We start from the raw sequence: 19689 nt of genomic DNA, 5'->3' as shown, positions 1-19689 counted from the left end.
TAAATAACTTATTTACTGTTTTTGTTATAAGGAAACAGCCTTTTGAAGTCACTTGGGTATATTGTAGTATTGATGTATCACCGACCACTATTGTGACATGTGGTGGGAGGAAAAGTTCATTAAAATAAAACTTTTCCCATTTTAACCATAAAATATGCTGTAATCGTCATCTAACTTTCTCACTTTTTTCATGGAAAAGTAAACAACACTTGAAACTCAGTTTGATATATAGCGATATTAGCCACTGATTTCAATACTTCGTCAAGTGTGTGTATTTAATACATCATGTGCCAACTGAGTGAATACAAATAAGTATCGAGCTCAAATTATCGATACTAGCTTAGGAACTGAAACGAACTTATGAACACAAATAGTGAACATCAATGTGATGTACTGGTCATCGGTAGTGGTGCTGCAGGTTTATCTTTAGCACTGAGAGTTGCCCCTCATGGCAAAATCATAGTATTAAGCAAAGGCCCTCGTAACGAAGGCTCCACCTATTACGCTCAGGGCGGAATCGCTGCGGTCTTTGATGAAGACGATAGTATCGAATCTCATATTGAAGACACTCTAATTGCTGGCGCTGGTATATGTGAAAAAGATGCGGTTAGCTTCATCACCGAAAATGCCAAAGAATGTGTGCAGTGGTTAATCGATGGTGGCGTTCCTTTTGACCTTGATGAAAATGACAAAAGTGAGCATCCTCGTCATCACTTAACTCGAGAAGGCGGACACAGCCATCGACGTATCTTACATGCTGCAGATGCCACTGGCATGGCAATGCAAACGAACTTGCAAGATAACGTGAATAACCATCCAAACATCCATTTTCTAGAGCGCTATAACGCTTTAGATTTAATTACCGAAGACCGCATTGGCGGTGACGCAAAAAAAGTCGTTGGGGCTTATATATGGAACCGTAATCGAGAGCACGTCGAGTCGGTACGAGCAAAATTTGTGGTACTTGCCACGGGCGGCGCTTCAAAAGTGTATCAATACACCTCAAACCCAGATGTTTCTTCTGGTGACGGTATTGCAATGGCGTGGCGTGCGGGTTGCCGAGTGGCTAATCTCGAATTTAATCAGTTTCACCCAACTTGCTTATTCCATCCTGAAGCTCGAAATTTCTTACTAACGGAAGCGTTACGTGGTGAAGGCGCTTATCTCAAACGCCCAGATGGCACTCGTTTTATGCCTGATTTTGATAATAGAGCAGAACTCGCGCCTCGTGATATTGTCGCTCGTGCCATTGACTATGAAATGAAACGTCTTGGTGCCGATTGCATGTATCTCGATATCAGCCATAAACCCGCAGATTTTCTCGAAAAGCATTTTCCAACCATTAATATGCGCTTGCTCGATCTGGGCATCGACATGACCAAAGAGCCTATTCCAATCGTCCCTGCCGCTCATTATACCTGTGGTGGCGTGATGGTGAATCAGCAAGGGAAAACAGATTTAACTAACTTGTACGCCGTTGGTGAAGTGACTTATACCGGTCTCCATGGCGCAAACCGTTTAGCATCAAATTCACTCCTAGAATGTGTGGTTTATGCGTGGTCGGCAGCGAAAGACATCATTGCTAACCTTGATAAAGTCGAACTACCACCAACACTTCCTTATTGGGATGAAAGCCAAGTCACCAACTCAGATGAAGAAGTGATCTTGCAGCATAACTGGCATGAATTACGTTTATTTATGTGGGATTACATGGGCATTGTAAGAACGGATAAACGCCTTGAGCGAGCTTTACGACGTATCCAATTACTGCAACAAGAAACTCATGAGTACTATAGCCACTTTAGAGTCTCCAATAATTTACTTGAGCTACGTAACTTATTACAAGTGGCGGAATTAATGGTTCGTTGTGCAATGGAACGTAAAGAAAGCCGAGGTTTACACTATACGTTGGACTATCCAAAACCGTTAGAACATAGCGGCCCAACCATTCTTGAACCAGAAAAGTTCAGAACCAGTAACCCTTTATTTTAATGTGAATTGCTTTAATTTTCGATTTCAATAAGCGGTGACTGAAAGTAAGACATAGAGATAGGCTTCAACTTGATTGATTATGGTTGAAGCCTATTTTTTATCTTAATTTTTAATGAAAATTGAAAGGTTATTTTCCCCTTCATCCAACACTTCGTTTAATTTCTTATACTCATGACCTTTAAACTGGTGACGCATCAAGCGCAGTACTTGACCGTCTTTCATTATTAATTGCACGCAAAATTCCGATAATTGCCGATCAATTCGGATCAGGGGTTGGTAAGTATTCAAGCGGATTGAACGTTTGTCACAACGGGTGTGGATATTCGATAGGATTGAAAACGATATTATTATCAATAGCACTGAGGCGATGAGTGGAAGCGTAGAAACTGATATCGCCCAAATCAAGATACAGTTGAATGTAACTAAGCAAATCTGAGCGATATAAGTTTGATGATAATGAAATACAGAGGTTGTTTTATCGCGATTAGCGCACTTTACTAAGATTGTGGGCAACGATTCTATCCACTATTTTGGCATGTCCTAAATGTTCACTACGACCATGCCCCATGATCCAAGTAAACAAATCTGGATCATCCGATTCAAGTAAAGAAACAAATGATTGTTGATCTTCCTCGCTTAAATCATCAAAACATTCTTCAAAAAAAGGCATGATAACAACGTCAAGCTCTAGCATGCCACGACGACAAGCCCATTTTATACGTGCTTTTTCTTCTGGTGTGTACATAGTGGTTCCATCTCATAATGCATATTATCCGAGTCTATCAGCTGATCCGCTTACCAACCAGTGCAGCAATCACAGAGTCAGCAACAATCACAACAAATGCTGACAAATATCAATTAGAGCATTACCATGTGAGTCACTTTGTATGTAAACCTTTAGGACATTATGATGAATTGGAATGATACTTTTACCGCTTATCCTCTAGCATCAACACAGGCCTTACCAAATTTAGTCTTATGCCCTTTATCTTCTTGGGGAGCGATCACAATCGTCGGGGATGACAAAAAATCGTATCTTCAAGGCCAGATAACAAGTGATGTTGTTTCACTCGAAGCCGATCAATCAACACTTGGTGCTCATTGTGATGCTAAAGGAAAAATGATCAGTACTTTCCGCATTTTTCACCACAATGACGGTTACGCTATGTTCCAACGCACTTCAGCGATTGAGAAAGAACTGGCTGAAATAAAAAAATATGCCATTTTCTCTAAAGTAGTGATCGAACACAGCTCTGATGTTTTTCTTGGCGTTATAGGACAAGAAGCTTCTAAATTCATTGCTGACTTATCAGGCCAATCACAGGAAGAAAACCGACGACAGGTCGTCAAGATGACGATTGGCACTGCGGTACAGGTTTCTCCCACCCGCTGGTTACTTATGTTATCTCAGCAAAATGCACAACAACTGATTGCTCAACAAGATGACGCAATATTGTCCGATGAAAGTTTGTGGGACTATGCCGATGTCATGGATGCCATTCCAAGACTGAATCAACATGAGCAATTGGAGCATATTCCCCAAGCGATGAATCTACAGGCACTTGGAGGTATATCTTTCCAAAAGGGCTGTTATACGGGACAAGAAACCGTAGCTCGTGCGAAATACCGAGGCATTAACAAGCGCGCTTTATTTCGCTTAGAGGGTGAGTGTCATGTCGAGCTTACTGATAACTTGAACCTAGAACGCCAAGTAGGAGAAAACTGGCGCGGTGCGGGTCAAATCAATACTTATTATCAATTCAGCGATAATAAACTAGCGGTTTTAGCGGTCCTACCGAATAACTTAGATACCGATACATCGTTTCGACTAGAAGCATTCCCGGATGTTCAATTATCATTCTCTACACTTCCTTATTCGCTAGAAGAACAATAACCCTTACCCCTCGCGCACACTCCGAAATGCTGGGTGTGCGCGTTTTACTCCTCCTTGCCTCCTTCAATCTTTCCCCAAAAGAATGATGAACTGACCAAGTTTAAAATAATAGAAAATGGAAACCATTGTAATGTGGTGTAATGCATTACAAATTTACAGATAAAACCTAGACATCGATCACATGATAAACAATAAGAATGAGAATTTTTAATCACTTTAAATGAATAAATATTGATCTGTGTTTTTTTGATGTATGATTTATTTGCAGGTTAATTTATTGCTTCATTTGATTTAATTGATTGACCAGTAAAGTGTTGAGCTAGCCATGCTAGCCATATCCACTTTGTATAATGCATCTGTGACTATTCGCCCACGCTATTTTTTTCGTGGGCATTTTTTTAGCTCATATATAGCGCTCAACTATAAAACAACCTATCACATTCAATTCTCAGATATAAAAGCTATATAAAAGGTAAACTTCAGCATTAAAGTTTGATTGATCCGACACTTTTTACATAAAAGATAAAATTTTAACAAAATGACCCCATAAACTCGCTATAATACCCTCAGTTACTATAAGGATGTTAGTATGAGATTATTCAATAAGTATGCACCAAGAGCCGTCGCAAAACATATCAGTCGCTTCTTCAAAGGACGTATTTATATTAATGGTGTAGGTAAGTTTGAGTTTGATAATGCAAAGTTAATCATTCCATCACAGGCACAAATTCAGCATTACAAAATGGTCAAAGAGATCAACCAAGAAATCAACCGTATGCGCTGTGCTTAAATAAAATGAATAGAAATAGAAAAGGTTGGCTTTGATAGCCAACCTTTTTTGTTTTTTAGGGAATGAGTTTACAGCTGAGGAGAAGTCGATTTAACCAAGCGAGGTAATTTTCCTGTAATACCTAAAGCCCTTTTCATCATTTCTTCTTTGACTCCCGGTAAGTGACCAATAAATTGCATCCCAAGCCCACGAACCAATTTCTTAGCAGGATTATCACCATCAAATAAATCTTTAAACCCCTGCATCGCTGCAATCATTTTGGCGGCCTCCGCTTTACGCCAGCGCTCATAAGATCTCAAATTTCGTTGTAAACCGATATCCTCACCTTGTTGCCATAACGCTAACACTTCCTCCGCAAGGCTCGCCGCATCTAAGAAGCCTAAATTGACACCCTGTCCTGCGAGTGGATGGATGGTGTGGGCGGCATCCCCTACTAAAGCAACTCGGTTTACCACAAAGTTACGTGCATAACGCATTTTTAAAGGAAAAGCGCTGCGCTGACCTTCCACACAACATAAACCTAATCGAGTATCAAATTCACTACTCAGTATATGGTTAAATGCCGTATCAGAATCGGACATCAAGGTATCCGCACGATTAGGCTCTGTTGACCAAACAAGAGAACATAGGTTCGGTTCGGGTAAAGGTAGCAAAGCAATCGGCCCCTGAGGCGTGAAGATTTGTCTTGCGACTCCTTGATGGGGTTCAGTTGTGCGGATATTCGCAACAATGGCATTATGACCATAATCCCAATGCGTTAGCGGAATATCTTGCTGTTGTCTTACCCATGAATTAGCTCCATCCGCACCAACGACTAATTTACTCGAAATTGAATCACCATTATCGAGAGTTAACCAAGCTTCACTTTCACCGATTGCCATATTTGAGCAGAGATTAGGCATAAATAAGCTCACATTTGAAAGCTGTTTAACCCGCTCAAGCAAAGCCAATTGAATGACTCGATTCTCTACAATATGACCCAAGTTTGATTGAGACAAATTGTCAGCATTAAACTCTAAACGAGCAAAACTGTCTTTTTCCCACACTTCCATCGCCTGATAGGGTGCCGCGCGACGAGTGACTATTCCATCCCAGGCTTTAATATTTTTAAGAAAAAATTCGCTCGCCCGACTTAAAGCAGACACTCGAGTATCTGGCGCATCATTTAGGATCTCATCGGGAGTATGACCTTCAATAACCGCAATACGTAAATTGCTCTCGGCAAATGAAGCTGCCAACGCTAATCCAACCATACCGCCGCCAACGATGGTGATATCAAAACTCTGCATGTTATCGCTCCACTAAGCCCATAGTGCGTTTCACTATAGGTTGTTTGATATAAGGTAAGTAATTGATGGCCAATAAACCAAGATTTCGCCCTACGCGCATCGCTGGCCAGTGATTAGAAAAGCAATGAACAAGACTCGATGTCAAAGACATAGTCTGATTTCGGTCAAGCTCCCGACGTTGTCGATATCGAGAAAGCATAGAATAGCAACCAACGTCACCATTGGCTTGATAAGCAATCCCAACCTCTTCCGCTAAACTCATCACATCACGAATGCCTAGATTAAAACCTTGTCCTGCAATCGGATGGAGTGTTTGAGCCGCATTACCAATAATGGCAAAACGATGTGACACCATCGATTCGCGATAACGCAACAATAAAGGATAACAAGCGGGCATGCCTACTTTCGTAATTTTTCCTAATCGCCAACCAAAATCTTTTTGTAGCGCATCAATTAATGTCGCTTCATCGACATTCATCATTCGCTTCGCTCGGTCTTCAGGCATACACCATACGACTGAGCTACGCCCTTCAGACATAGGTAAAAAAGCAACCGGACCGGTTTGAGTAAAACGCTCAAAAGCTCGACCTTGTGGTTTTATTTCAGTCGTCACATTAGCGATGACTGCAAATTGTTCAAAATCGATTTCTTTTAACGGAATATTAAGTTGTTGGCAGCTTTCTGATAACGCCCCATCAGCCGCAACTAATAATCGAGTATCAATAACTTGCCCATCAGTTAATGAAACCATCACTTTCTCGACCGTTCGCTCGATATTGGTCACTTTAAGCGGACAAAAATAATCTATTGCTTGGCAATTGTGCAGCGCTTGTTGATAGATTCGCCCGACATTTTCAAGTTCAACAACATACCCCAAAGATTCAACATGTTCTTGCTGTGCAGTAATATCTGCCAATCCTAGGTGGCCACGATCCGATATTTCAATATCAGTAATCGCGGTAACAAATTCTTCAAAGCGATGCCATAGATCCAACTGTTTTAATATACTCACCGTGCCAAAAGATAATGCAATCGCTCGAGAATCAAAACCAGGATGAGCATCCTGTTCATTCATTTCATACGCTTCAATAACAGCAATAGTAAGCTGCCCCTGACATAGACGGTCAACGGCTAATGCCAGTGTTGCACCCGCCATTCCCGCGCCAATAATTGCAATATCGTAGCACTTCATAAGTTGACCTTAATGTAAGGTTTTAGGTGTTGTAGCGGTAGGTTTTACCGCTAAATCTGCATGAATGGTTAATACGCAAACTTTGACATGTTCAATCACTTGCTCAAGTAAAATCGCTTGCTCTGACAGATCGTCATCTTCATCAATGCCGAGCTTAGAAATTTCTTCTAAATCAACTAAAGCTTCTTTAGTTTCCGTTGATAGTTTAGACAAACTAGATCCTGCAAGACCTAACCCGGAAATGAAGTGATTGACCCACTCAGAAACCGCATCCGCATAGTTAAGCAAATCATCATCACTCGGTAATAACATGTTCAATTCCATGCTAGTACCGCTTAATTCTTTCATTGAGAATGTAAAAATAGTGTCGGCGATTTTGCTTGCATTCACAGGCCACCCCATACCATCGTTGGTGTAATCAAACAAAATCGTCTTCCAGTTATCATTATCCGTTGGAATACCACCACTTAACATACCGGTAATTAAACCTTGTAATTCTGCAGGGGTAACTGATAACGAGGCAGCCGTAAGCTCAGTTAATGCTTGGTTATAATCAGGTAGGCGAATATCGCTCATGAGTTATCTCACTTGGTTGGTCAATTTTGTTTGAGTATATCAATTCAAAGCCAAGCCCGAAAATTTTTATGCCTCGTAACGCACCACATCATGAATAAAATATGCTAAATCACAAACAAATGACTCACTTTCTAATCGAATCGGTCAACATTCAGCAAAATAAAAGCTCACTCGCCTGAAATGCTTGAACTAGTAAGGTCATTTAGCCTATAGTTTCTCCTCAGTCGAATAATCTTAGAGAATAAATTTCATCGTAAGATTGTATTTTTCATCAGCCATTAAGAGTGCGCCACAGTGGAAGTCGAAATATTAGGAAAACTCACTCGCGTCAATTGTCCACCCGGACAAGAAGCTGCTTTGAATGCGGCAGCGAATGAATTAAACCGACGCTTGAACCAAATGACTGAACGTACTAAAGTACACAACATTGAACAGCTGCTAATTATTGCCGCTTTAAATGCTTGCTATGAAGTTCAAGAATTAAAAGATGAACTGGGGGATACTCAGCAAATGGCACAGCGAATCGAGCAACTATCGCAATCATTAGATAAAGCGTTATCAAAAAAATAACTTAGCTGATTCAATGATCAAGAAGCAAATTGACTTGCAAAGCGCACACACCAAGGATTCGGTGCTGTTAACGTAAACGATACGAACAGCGATGTGCAAAAATTTACCCTGGAGTGTTTGTCAGAGGATTTAAGTCCCTGAGCCGATAAGCAACAACCCAGGATCGGTATTTGAAAACTATTGAGCAAGCTCGGCTCGTACCGAGAAGCCTACGGTTTTCATTGCGGATCCGCCTTGAACTCGCTGGTTCATAGGTCCATCAATTCTCAACGGCACTTTGGGGTATTCCAACTATGAAATATCCAATTCAACCAAAACTCTCACGTTCACAATTACGCCAAATGATTCGTCAGCGGCGCGCTTGCTTATCCATGAATGAGCAAAAACAAGCAGGCATCAATCTGCTCGAACAAATCAAGCAGCTTCCGTATATTCATCAAGCTGAAAATATTGCTCTGTATCTTTCTTCTGATGGTGAAATTGATACCCAACCTATTATCGATTGGTTATGGCAGCAAGGAAAACACGTTGTACTTCCTGTCTTGCACCCATTTTCCAAAGGACAGCTTCTTTTTTTGAACTATCAAAAAAATAGCCCTATTTGCCATAATAAATACGGCATCGTAGAGCCAAAGCTCGACCAAACTCAGATCTGCCCACTCAAGGATATTGATATCATCTTTACCCCATTAGTCGCATTTGACTCCGATGGGCAACGACTTGGTATGGGCGGTGGTTATTATGACCGCACCTTAGAGCCGTGGTTTACAACAGGCAAAGGCGCCCTTCCGATTGGATTAGCCCATGATTGCCAGCAAGTTGACAGCATTCCTTGCGAGCATTGGGATATCCCATTACCGATATTTGTGACACCAAGTAAGATTTGGCATTGGGAAAAGTGAAATAAGCCGCTATAATCTCGCCAATTTTGAATCAATCACGCTTAAAAGCAATCGATTACTTAGCTATTTAGGAGTTCACATGACACAAGATGAAATGAAAAAAGCCGCTGGTTGGGCCGCTTTAAAATACGTAAAACCAGATACTATTGTGGGTGTGGGCACCGGTTCAACCGTCAATCATTTCATTGATGCACTTGCGACAATGAAAGGTCAAATTGAGGGTGTCGTATCAAGCTCAGTAGCATCAACAGAAAGATTAAAAGAACTTGGCATTCATGTTTTCGATTCAAACGAAGTGGATGGCCTTGATGTGTATATCGATGGTGCCGACGAAATCAACCCGCAAGGCGCAATGATTAAAGGTGGCGGCGCAGCACTTACACGTGAAAAGATCGTAGCAGCGATGTCTAAAACCTTCGTTTGTATTGTTGATGGCACTAAAGCAGTCAATGTTCTAGGAAAATTCCCGCTTCCTGTTGAAGTTATTCCAATGGCTCGTTCTTACGTTGCTCGTGAATTGGTTAAATTAGGTGGTACGCCTGAATATCGCCAAGGCATTGTGACGGATAATGGCAACATCATTTTAGATGTACACAATTTATCTATCGTAGATCCCAAAGCTCTTGAAGATAAGATCAATGGTATTGCTGGTGTCGTTACTGTTGGCCTATTTGCCCATCGCGGTGCGGATGTTGTGATTACTGGCACGCCAGAAGGCGCAAAAATCGAAGAATAATTCACTATTAAATAAGATAAATTCACTTTTTAATAGTCAATAACAAAACGGTGCTTAAAAGTGCCGTTTTTTTATACTTTATTCTGTAAAAATCTTACCCAAGCTCACATTTTTTTGATATTTTAATTACAGAGTCGCACAAGGAATGTTCAGACAACCACTGAAAGTGGTAATGCCATTACATGCGCAAGAATCATTATTATCTATTAAGGACGACGTTACATGGCTAAAGTTTCTCTCGGTAAAGATAAAATCAAAATCCTCCTTCTTGAAGGCCTCCACCCATCATCGGTTGAAGTACTGCAATCTGCAGGTTACACCAATATCGAATATCACAAGGGCTCACTTTCAGAAGAAGACCTACTTGAAGCGGTAAAAGATGTTCACTTTATTGGTCTACGATCTCGAACTCAATTAACTAAAGAAGTATTTGAAGCCGCAGAAAAGCTTGTGGCTGTTGGTTGCTTCTGTATTGGTACTAACCAAGTAAACTTAAATGCAGCAGCCGCGCGTGGCATTCCTGTGTTTAACGCTCCATTTTCTAATACACGTAGTGTTGCCGAACTGGTTTTAGGTCAAATTTTACTACTACTACGCGGCATTCCAGAAAAAAATGCACTCGCTCATCGTGGTATCTGGAAAAAAAGTGCTGATGCCTCTTACGAAGCACGTGGTAAACGACTAGGTATCATTGGCTATGGTCACATTGGTACCCAGTTAAGCATCTTGGCTGAAAACTTAGGGATGCGCGTGTATTATTATGACATTGAAAATAAACTGTCATTAGGTAATGCCACTCAAGTTTCTACAATGAGTGAATTACTCAATAAATCAGACATTATTTCTCTGCATGTGCCAGAAACAATGAGCACGAAAGAAATGATGGGCGCGGATGAGTTTGCGCAAATGAAACCAGGAGCAATTTTCATTAACGCCGCTCGCGGTACTGTAGTCGATATTCCAGCACTATGTCATGCTTTGGAGTCTGGTCATCTAGGTGGCGCAGCGATTGACGTATTCCCAGTTGAACCTAAAACCAATAACGACCCATTTGAATCACCTTTAATGAAATTTGATAATGTGATTCTTACTCCGCATATCGGTGGTTCAACTCAAGAAGCACAAGAAAACATCGGAATTGAAGTCGCAGGTAAACTGGCGAAATACTCAGATAATGGCTCAACGCTTTCTTGTGTAAACTTCCCAGAAGTATCACTACCTGAACATGTAGGTACCTCTCGACTGCTTCATATTCATGAAAACCGTCCAGGGATCTTGACGCAAATTAACACTATATTTGCTGAAGCAGGCATTAACATTGCAGCTCAGTATCTGCAAACTAATGCTGAAATGGGTTATGTAGTGATCGATATCGAAGCAGAGCGTTCAGAAGAAGCACTAGAGAAAATGAAATCAGTAGAAGGTACGATTCGAGCCCGCATACTGCATTAATATAACTCCCCCCTATTTTATACAAACAAAAACAGCGACTACTATGTCGCTGTTTTTTTTATAACTAAATAGATATCAATATATTAATTTTTCAATTTGAAAATTACATCCACCTGATCGCTAATGGTCATTTCTTCATCTTGATAGCCTTGATCAGCAGAGCGAGATTCCATTGCCATCGCTTTGGCCATCATAACAGGACGAACTGAATTGCTACGGTAGATAATCGACCATACACCATTGAGCTCACTATCAAACCCTTTCGCTAACTCTTGTGCTTTTTGTTTTGCATCAGCAATAGCCGCTTGACGAGCTTGTTGTTTATATTGAGTTTCATCTTTTACTTTCAGGTTAATACTATTAACTTGATTAACACCACTTTGTAGAGCAAGGTCTAAGTAGGTGTTTAATTTATCCAATTGCTCAACGGTCACAGTGATCTCACGAACCGCTCGGTATCCATTCAGTACAGGCTTCCCATCTTTAGGATAATTATATTGCGGAGAAAGTCGTAAGTGACTGCTTACTATCGATTTACGTTCCATACCTGATTGTGTTAAAGAAACGATAAAGTTTCCCACCACTTTATCTACCGCCGTTTTTGCCTGCTTCGCTTGACTTCTATCGGCTTGAATCGCGACAGAGAACTCTGCCATATCAGGTTTGGCAACAACTTCACCATAGCCAGTTACGGATAGCGTTGGTGTATTGATTTCAGCAGCTGAAACATTCAACGCTGAAAAAACCATCGCAAAAAAAATCACAGCCGGTGAAATATGACGTGTAAAAGCATTCTTCATAACAACCTCAATCAATAGCCATTTCAATAAGTAACCAATGATAAGTTGACCATTGGAATGTTTTCCCAGATTTTAGCAATAAAAAAGGCGCACTAGGCGCCTTTTTTCAATAATTTACATTAAGCTGAAAATTAATCTTCTAGCTTGTTTAAATGTACATCCATTTGTGGGAACGGGATTTCGATACCTTCAGCATCAAGCCCTTCTTTAATCGCTTGTAGCAAATCAAAGTACACATTCCAGTAATCAGCAGTTTTAACCCATGGACGAACCACGAAGTTTACCGATGAATCAGCCAATGCAACCACACCAACCGTTGGGGCTGGGGTTTGTAATAAACGGCTTTCTGATTCTAAAACACGTAAAATAACTTCTTTCGTTTTCTTCAAATCAGCTTTATAAGAAACACCAATAACATAGTCAATACGACGAGTCGCATGGCGAGAATAGTTTACAATCGCACTACCAATCACGCTGCCGTTTGGCACAACAATCATTTTGTTATCTGGTGTCGTTAATACCGTTTGGAAAATTTGGATAGATTCAACGCTACCTGCAACACCACCTATTTCAACGTAGTCACCCGCTTTAAACGGACGGAAAGCCACAATTAACACACCCGCAGCAAAGTTTGCTAGAGAGCCTTGTAATGCTAAACCAATCGCTAAACCAGCGGCACCGATTACGGCAACGACTGAAGCGGTTTCAACGCCAACACGACCTAACGCTGCGATAAGAACAATAACAAATAAAACATAGCGAACAAGAGAGCTAATAAAGTGTACTACCGCTTGGTCCATTTGTTTCTTTTCAAGAACTTTAGCAACACTGTTACCAATCGTCTTAACAACTATATTACCGATAAAAAGGATAATAATAGCGGAGATAATATTAACGCCATATTGAACTAATAAATCAGAGTTAGCCGCAAGCCAATCCGTCACCTTAGGAGCAATAGCGTGAGCTACTTCTGTTACTTGATCTTCTGTTGCCATTGGTAATTCCTTATTGATTAGAAATAATTAAAATCGTAGATAATAGTAGTAAGGGTATCAGTGTTAATTCCATTTAAATATAATAACGCCCAGAGCTACGTCAAACAATATAGCCTAATGACAATATAGCTATTTTTTTCGATTCTTGAAAATCATTTACTTTATTGGCAGTAAAAAATCATTTTTATCAATTTTTACGCCAAACATATAATAAAAATCAATAGATTGGATAAAAAAAAGCCCTACTAAATAGCAGGGCTTTCAAATATCTAAGTACGTTTAATTATAGTACGTCGATAGCGTTAAGGTCAGCGAACGCTTTTTCAAGACGTGCAACCATAGACGCTTGACCAGCACGTAACCATACGCGAGGATCGTAGTATTTTTTGTTTGGCGCTGATTCGCCAGTTGGGTTACCGATTTGACCTTGTAGGTAATCGTGGTTGTCAGCTTCGTATTGACGAACGCCATCCCAACATGCCCATTGAGTATCAGTATCGATGTTCATTTTGATAACACCGTAACCGATTGACTCTTGGATTTCAGCTTCAGAAGAACCAGAACCACCGTGGAAAACGAAGTTTAGAGAGTTAGCTGGTAGGCCAAATTTCTCAGAAACGTACGCTTGTGAATCACGTAGGATAGTTGGAGTAAGAACAACGTTACCCGCTTGGTAAACACCGTGTACGTTACCGAAAGATGCTGCGATAGTGAAACGTGGGCTAACTGCGCTTAGTTTCTCGTATGCGTATGCTACGTCTTCTGGAGAAGTATATAGCTCAGATGCATCCATATCAGAGTTATCAACGCCATCTTCTTCGCCACCAGTACAACCTAGTTCGATTTCGATAGTCATGTTCATTTTAGCCATGCGCTCTAGGTATTTAGCACATGTTTCTACGTTCTCTTCTAAAGACTCTTCAGAAAGGTCTAGCATGTGAGAAGAGAATAGTGGTTTACCAGTTTCTGCGAAGTGTTTTTCACCTGCGTCTAGTAGACCGTCGATCCAAGGAAGAAGTTTCTTAGCAGCGTGGTCAGTATGAAGGATCACAGGTACACCGTAAGTTTCAGCAACTGCGTGTACGTATTTCGCACCAGCAACAGCACCTAGGATTTGTGCACCTTGGCCTTCAAGCTTAACGCCTTTACCAGCAAAGAAAGCTGCGCCGCCGTTAGAGAACTGAACGATTACTGGAGCTTTAACTTTCGCTGCTGCTTCTAGTACTGCGTTTACAGAATCAGTGTTTACAACGTTTACAGCAGGAAGTGCAAACTTGTTTTCTTTCGCTACTGCGAAAACTTTCTGTACGTCATCACCAGAGATAACACCAGGTTTTACAAAATCGAAGATCTTAGACATGGGTTTAGTCCTATTTTTCTATCGTTTAAAATTCCGTTCAAAAAACGAAATCGTTAATTAAATAAACGTTTGCTTGATAACGGTTGCATTGTAGCAATAAACCACTTCAATTCACATAGTGTGATCTACGCAACAGATAAAAATCTACAAACGTAAAAAAGGCGAGAACTTTCTCCCGCCTTATTTTTAAATATTATGCTTTTGCGCGTTCTTCAAGCATTGCAACTGCTGGTAATACTTTACCTTCTACAAACTCAAGGAAAGCACCGCCACCTGTAGAGATGTAAGAAACGTCAGCTTTGATACCGAACTTATCGATAGCCGCTAGAGTGTCACCACCACCAGCAACAGAGAAACCAGCTGATTCAGCGATTGCTTTAGAAATGCCGGCTGTACCTGCTTCAAAGTTTTTGAATTCAAATACGCCAACAGGGCCATTCCAAAGAATTGTTTTTGCATTCATGATGATATCTGCAAGTACTTTCGTTGACTCTGGACCAAGGTCAAAAATCATGTCGTCATCTTGAACTTCAGAAACATGTTTGATTTCAGCTTCCGCATTTTCATCAAACGCTTTCGCACACGCAACATCAGTCGCAACTGGAATTGCGCAATCTTTCATTAATTTTTTCGCAGTATCGATTAAGTCAGCTTCGTATAGTGATTTACCAACATTGTGGCCTTCAGCCGCGATGAATGTATTGGCAATACCACCACCAACCACTAGTTGGTCAGCGATTTTAGATAGAGACTCAAGTACAGTCAGTTTCGTTGAAACCTTAGAACCACCAACGATAGCGACTAATGGACGCTCTGGGTTATCCATCGCTTTGCCTAGTGCTTCAAGCTCAGCGGCAAGTAAAGGACCTGCACAAGCGATTGGAGCATTCATACCAACACCGTGAGTCGATGCTTGTGCACGGTGAGCCGTACCAAATGCATCCATTACGAATACATCACAAAGTGCTGCGTATTTTTTAGATAGCTCTTCTTCGTTTTTCTTTTCGCCTTTGTTGAAGCGAACGTTTTCAAGAACAACAAGCTCACCAGCATTTAATTCGATACCGTCTAGGTAATCTTTTGCTAGTTTAACGTCACAATCTAATGCGTCATTTAAGTAGTTAACAACTGGAGCAAGAGAGAACTCTTCGTTGTATTCACCTTCCGTTGGACGACCTAGGTGAGAAGTCACCATTACTTTTGCGCCAGCTTCTAGACAAGTTTTGATGGTAGGTAAAGACGCTAAGATACGAGCGTCTGAAGTTACTTTACCATCTTTTACTGGCACGTTTAGGTCAGCACGAATGAATACACGTTTACCTGCAAGATCCAGGTCAGTCATCTTGATTACAGACATTATTTGTCCTCTCAATGTTAGTGAAATTAAAAATATTTAAACCATTATCATCCGGCACAAGCCCAATGATTAAATCTCTTTGCCTAGCTTAACCAGCTAGATCGCGCCTTGTAAACCAAACAAGGGTAATCACTTCTACTACCCAATATATTGGGGGCGATAATTTATTATTTCAAGGTGAAAAATAATAGAACGACTATTTATTCACCGCAACTTTTTATTTATTCAATTTTATCTTGATTGAAGCATAGAGCCCATGACAAAAGCGGTATCGAGCATTCGATTCGCAAATCCCCACTCGTTATCACACCACACTAGCATCTTTACCAAACGATGGTTACTCACTCGAGTCTGTGAACCATCAACAATCGCACTGTGAGAGTCATGATTGAAGTCAATCGAAACCAAAGGCGCTTCGGTGTAATCCAATATGCCATCCAATGTACAACGAGATGCTTCTACGATAGATTGATTTACGTCATCAACTTTCACATTTTTGTGAACTGTAACGCTTAAATCCATCGCAGTGACATTAATTGTAGGCACTCGAACTGAAATTGCTTCAAATTTATCGGCAAATTTTGGGTAAATTCTTGCGATACCAAGATGAAGTTTCGTATCCACTGGAATGATTGATTGACTAGCAGCGCGAGAACGACGTAAATCGGAATGATAAGCATCGATAACTTGCTGATCATTCATTGATGAGTGAATCGTCGTGATGGTGCCAGATTCAATACCAAAGCTATCATCCAATGCTTTGATTACTGGGATGATACAGTTGGTAGTACAAGAGCCATTCGATACTACATGATGTTCAGAGGTTAGGGTTTCATGGTTCACCCCATAGATAATGGTATTATCAACATCATTCGCACCAGGATGAGAAAATAGCACTCGTTTTGCACCGGCTTGAATATGCAGTTGACCATCGGCTTGAGAGCCAAATTTACCGGTACAATCTAAAACAATATCGACATTTAAATCTTTCCAAGGCAAAAGCTTGGCATCGGTTAAATGCAAAATACGAATCGAATCAAAACCCGGCTCGACTTTATCAGCATGATGTATAAATAAATGCTCTTGATCATGGGAAACTTTTTTGAAAAACCGTCCATGACTAGAATCATATTGAAGTAGATGGGCTATCCCTTCAGGTTCTGCCAATTCATTGATTGCCACCACTTGAATGGATTGATTCTTGCCACTTTCATATAAAGCTCGCAAGACACTACGTCCAATTCGACCAAATCCATTAATAGCAATTCTAAGCATAATCATTCCATGACATCTATGAAGAGGCGTTATCTTAACCTATCTCTTTGGATTCTCAAGCGCCTAGCATACAACAGACATAAAAAAGCCGAGCATAATGCCCGGCTTTCATTTTTCAACAACTTAAATCATAAAGAATTAAGCCATTAACTCTTTCGCTGTTTCTACTACGTTTTCAACGGTAAAACCGAACATTTTAAATAATTCACCTGCTGGTGCAGACTCACCAAATGTTGTCATACCGATAATGCGACCATCTAGGCCAACATACTTGAACCAGTAATCAGCAATACCCGCTTCAATTGCGATACGAGCGGTTACGTCAGATGGAAGCACTGACTCACGGTACGCCGCGTCTTGTTTGTCGAATGCATCGGTCGATGGCATTGAAACAACGCGTACTTGTTTACCTTCAGCAGAAAGTTGTGCTGCTGCTTCAACCGCTAGCTCAACTTCAGAACCCGTAGCGATTAAGATTAGCTCAGGCTTACCAGCGCAATCTTTAAGAATGTAAGCACCCTTAGCAATATTGGCTACTTGCTCAGCGTTACGCTCTTGTTGTGCTAGGTTTTGACGAGAGAAAATAAGTGCAGATGGTGCATCTTTACGTTCAATCGCAAGTTTCCAAGCAACCGCAGATTCTACTTGGTCACATGGACGCCATGTGCTCATGTTTGGAGTCATACGTAATGATGCAATTTGCTCAACCGGTTGGTGAGTTGGACCATCTTCACCTAGGCCAATTGAATCGTGCGTATAAACTTGGATGTTTTGCACTTTCATTAATGCTGCCATACGCATTGCGTTACGTGCGTATTCCATAAACATTAAGAAGGTTGCGCCGTAAGGAATGAAGCCACCGTGTAGTGCGATACCATTGATGATAGCCGTCATACCAAACTCACGCACGCCGTAATGTACGTAGTTACCTGAAGCATCTTCAGCAGTCAAAGATTTAGAACCCGACCACATAGTTAAGTTAGATGGTGCAAGGTCAGCAGAGCCACCCATGAATTCAGGAAGCATTTGACCAAACGCTTCTAGTGCATTTTGTGACGCTTTACGAGATGCAATGTTTGCTGGGTTCGCTTGAAGATCTGCAATAATGGCGCTTGCTTTTTCTTCCCATTCTTTAGGAAGGTCACCCGCCATACGACGTTTGAATTCTGCCGCAAGCTCAGGGTAAGCCGCTTCATAAGCTGCTAATTTCTCATTCCAAGCTGCTTCTTTTGCTGCGCCCGCTTCTTTTGCATCCCACTCAGCGTAGATATCTGAAGGAATTTCAAATGGACCGTGCTCCCAACCTAGTTGTGCTTTGGTTGCAGTGATTTCATCAGCACCTAGTGGAGCGCCGTGACAATCATGGGTGCCCGCTTTGTTTGGAGAACCAAAACCAATAACCGTTTTAGTACAGATAAGCGTTGGACGTGGATCCGCTTTCGCCGCTTGAATCGCCGCTTCAATAGCATCAGAATCGTGACCATCAACCGCAGGAATGACATGCCAACCGTAAGCTTCAAAACGCTTCGGTGTATCATCAGCAAACCAACCTTCTACGTGACCATCGATAGAAATACCGTTGTCATCCCAGAATGCAACGAGTTTACCTAAACCTAACACGCCCGCTAAAGAAGCCGCTTCGTGTGAAATACCTTCCATTAAGCAACCATCGCCTAGGAACGTATAAGTGAAGTGATCCACGATATCGTGACCTTCACGGTTAAACTGAGCCGCTAATGATTTTTCAGCTAATGCCATACCAACCGCATTGGTGATACCTTGGCCTAGTGGACCAGTGGTCGTTTCAACACCTGGTGCATAACCATACTCAGGGTGGCCTGGGGTTTTAGAATGCAATTGGCGGAAGTTTTTCAGTTCAGAGATTGGAAGGTCATAACCAGAAAGGTGAAGTAAAGAGTAAATCAGCATTGAACCGTGGCCATTTGAAAGCACGAAACGATCGCGATCAAACCACTCAGGGTTTTGTGGGTTGTGATTCAAGTGACCACGCCAAAGAACTTCAGCGATATCGGCCATACCCATAGGGGCTCCAGGGTGGCCTGAATTAGCCTGTTGAACACCGTCCATGCTAAGTGCGCGGATTGCATTTGCTAGATCTTTACGAGACGTCATGTCTACTCCTGATTTGTGCATTAAAAGTGCATAAGCGATTTATTAAGGTTGGGAAAGCTCACTGAAGATATCAGAGCGCTTTAATTCTGCGTGGTATTGTCGCAAAGCCCCCGCATGACTGCAAACGTTAACAAGGGCTAATTTGCGTTTTTTTTACTCTTTTATGTGCTTTTTTAGCACTGTCACATTATTTCCCCACAACACCAACAATTATGGGAGCGCAATCGAATGCGTCAATAGAGTAAATAGCCATATTTATGTACATTTTTGCGTCACCTGCAACATCACCTTAATCACCGATCCTTTCATTGAATGCAAAAAAGGCTTGTAATTCGACCAATCAAAACTAGAATAGACGTCTAGATGTAGAAACACC

18 protein-coding genes and 1 other RNA gene are annotated in these 19689 nt (G+C 41.2%); 8 read left to right on the top strand and 11 right to left on the bottom strand.

Going from position 1 to position 19689, the window contains the following annotated elements; genetic code table 11:
• Nucleotides 1-360 precede the first annotated feature (360 nt).
• The gene (gene nadB / locus VRUMOI_RS03250) at nt 361-1992 is read left to right on the top strand and encodes an L-aspartate oxidase (RefSeq protein ID WP_089137875.1); all 1632 of its coding nucleotides are present in this window, start codon (nt 361-363) and stop codon (nt 1990-1992) included.
• 102 nt (nt 1993-2094) lie between these two features.
• On the opposite strand, the gene VRUMOI_RS19585 is transcribed toward nadB, so the two are convergent.
• Together VRUMOI_RS19585 and VRUMOI_RS03245 are read right to left on the bottom strand one after the other, a co-directional pair.
• A complete protein-coding gene (locus VRUMOI_RS19585) occupies nt 2095-2226 on the bottom strand; it encodes a hypothetical protein (RefSeq protein WP_269459974.1) in 132 nt (43 codons plus the stop codon).
• A gap of 250 nt (nt 2227-2476) precedes the next feature.
• Complete coding sequence (locus VRUMOI_RS03245; protein ID WP_089137876.1) at nt 2477-2737, bottom strand: FAD assembly factor SdhE; 261 nt, start codon at nt 2735-2737, stop codon at nt 2477-2479.
• Nucleotides 2738-2902: 165 nt separating this feature from the next.
• Between VRUMOI_RS03245 and ygfZ the strand changes: the two genes are divergently transcribed.
• Together ygfZ and VRUMOI_RS03235 are read left to right on the top strand one after the other, a co-directional pair.
• Nucleotides 2903-3886: a tRNA-modifying protein YgfZ gene (gene ygfZ / locus VRUMOI_RS03240; RefSeq protein WP_089137877.1), complete on the top strand. Its 984-nt coding sequence runs from the start codon at nt 2903-2905 to the stop codon at nt 3884-3886.
• A 589-nt stretch (nt 3887-4475) separates the two neighbouring features.
• Nucleotides 4476-4676: a DUF1107 domain-containing protein gene (locus VRUMOI_RS03235; RefSeq protein ID WP_089137878.1), complete on the top strand. Its 201-nt coding sequence runs from the start codon at nt 4476-4478 to the stop codon at nt 4674-4676.
• A gap of 68 nt (nt 4677-4744) precedes the next feature.
• On the opposite strand, the gene VRUMOI_RS03230 is transcribed toward VRUMOI_RS03235, so the two are convergent.
• From VRUMOI_RS03230 to VRUMOI_RS03220, 3 genes are read right to left on the bottom strand one after another with little or no spacing between them, the layout of a single operon-like run.
• A complete protein-coding gene (locus tag VRUMOI_RS03230) occupies nt 4745-5965 on the bottom strand; it encodes an FAD-dependent 2-octaprenylphenol hydroxylase (protein ID WP_089137879.1) in 1221 nt (406 codons plus the stop codon).
• A 1-nt stretch (nt 5966) separates the two neighbouring features.
• Nucleotides 5967-7157, bottom strand: a complete 1191-nt coding sequence (gene ubiH, locus VRUMOI_RS03225; RefSeq protein WP_089137880.1) for a 2-octaprenyl-6-methoxyphenyl hydroxylase — start codon at nt 7155-7157, stop codon at nt 5967-5969.
• 9 nt (nt 7158-7166) lie between these two features.
• Complete coding sequence (locus VRUMOI_RS03220; protein WP_089137881.1) at nt 7167-7733, bottom strand: YecA/YgfB family protein; 567 nt, start codon at nt 7731-7733, stop codon at nt 7167-7169.
• 294 nt (nt 7734-8027) lie between these two features.
• Here VRUMOI_RS03220 and zapA point away from each other — a divergent pair, with 294 nt between their 5' ends.
• From zapA to serA, 5 genes are all read left to right on the top strand, one after another.
• Entirely contained in the window at nt 8028-8303 is a 276-nt protein-coding gene (gene zapA / locus VRUMOI_RS03215; protein WP_089137882.1) for a cell division protein ZapA, read from the top strand.
• Nucleotides 8304-8405: 102 nt separating this feature from the next.
• A non-coding RNA gene (ssrS, locus tag VRUMOI_RS03210) (6S RNA) lies at nt 8406-8591 on the top strand.
• Between the two features lie 5 nt (nt 8592-8596).
• A complete protein-coding gene (locus VRUMOI_RS03205; protein ID WP_089137883.1) occupies nt 8597-9205 on the top strand; it encodes a 5-formyltetrahydrofolate cyclo-ligase in 609 nt (202 codons plus the stop codon).
• Nucleotides 9206-9284: 79 nt separating this feature from the next.
• Nucleotides 9285-9941 carry a ribose-5-phosphate isomerase RpiA gene (rpiA, locus tag VRUMOI_RS03200; RefSeq protein WP_089137884.1) on the top strand — a complete coding sequence of 219 codons (657 nt, stop codon included), beginning with the start codon at nt 9285-9287 and terminating at the stop codon, nt 9939-9941.
• Nucleotides 9942-10163: 222 nt separating this feature from the next.
• Nucleotides 10164-11393 (top strand): phosphoglycerate dehydrogenase, encoded by a 1230-nt coding sequence (serA, locus tag VRUMOI_RS03195; protein ID WP_089137885.1) that lies wholly within the window; start codon nt 10164-10166, stop codon nt 11391-11393.
• Nucleotides 11394-11476: 83 nt separating this feature from the next.
• Here the strand turns inward: serA and VRUMOI_RS03190 are convergent, their stop codons facing one another.
• The 6 genes from VRUMOI_RS03190 to tkt all read right to left on the bottom strand — a co-directional run bounded on the left by VRUMOI_RS03190 (nt 11477) and on the right by tkt (nt 19313).
• A complete protein-coding gene (locus tag VRUMOI_RS03190) occupies nt 11477-12193 on the bottom strand; it encodes an oxidative stress defense protein (RefSeq protein ID WP_089137886.1) in 717 nt (238 codons plus the stop codon).
• Between the two features lie 131 nt (nt 12194-12324).
• Nucleotides 12325-13188, bottom strand: coding sequence for a small-conductance mechanosensitive channel MscS (gene mscS, locus VRUMOI_RS03185; RefSeq protein ID WP_089137887.1), 864 nt, complete (start codon nt 13186-13188; stop codon nt 12325-12327).
• Nucleotides 13189-13471: 283 nt separating this feature from the next.
• On the bottom strand, nt 13472-14548 hold the full coding sequence (fbaA, locus tag VRUMOI_RS03180) for a class II fructose-bisphosphate aldolase (RefSeq protein WP_089137888.1): 1077 nt from the start codon (nt 14546-14548) through the stop codon (nt 13472-13474).
• A gap of 193 nt (nt 14549-14741) precedes the next feature.
• Nucleotides 14742-15905, bottom strand: a complete 1164-nt coding sequence (locus VRUMOI_RS03175; protein ID WP_089137889.1) for a phosphoglycerate kinase — start codon at nt 15903-15905, stop codon at nt 14742-14744.
• Between the two features lie 231 nt (nt 15906-16136).
• The gene (gene epd, locus VRUMOI_RS03170; RefSeq protein ID WP_089137890.1) at nt 16137-17180 is read right to left on the bottom strand and encodes an erythrose-4-phosphate dehydrogenase; all 1044 of its coding nucleotides are present in this window, start codon (nt 17178-17180) and stop codon (nt 16137-16139) included.
• Nucleotides 17181-17318: 138 nt separating this feature from the next.
• The gene (gene tkt, locus VRUMOI_RS03165) at nt 17319-19313 is read right to left on the bottom strand and encodes a transketolase (protein WP_089137891.1); all 1995 of its coding nucleotides are present in this window, start codon (nt 19311-19313) and stop codon (nt 17319-17321) included.
• Nucleotides 19314-19689 lie beyond the last annotated feature (376 nt).

The organism is Vibrio rumoiensis (assembly GCF_002218045.2).
GTDB classification, from domain to species: Bacteria; Pseudomonadota; Gammaproteobacteria; order Enterobacterales; family Vibrionaceae; genus Vibrio; species Vibrio rumoiensis.
This window is presented reverse-complemented; position numbering and strand designations above follow the sequence as displayed.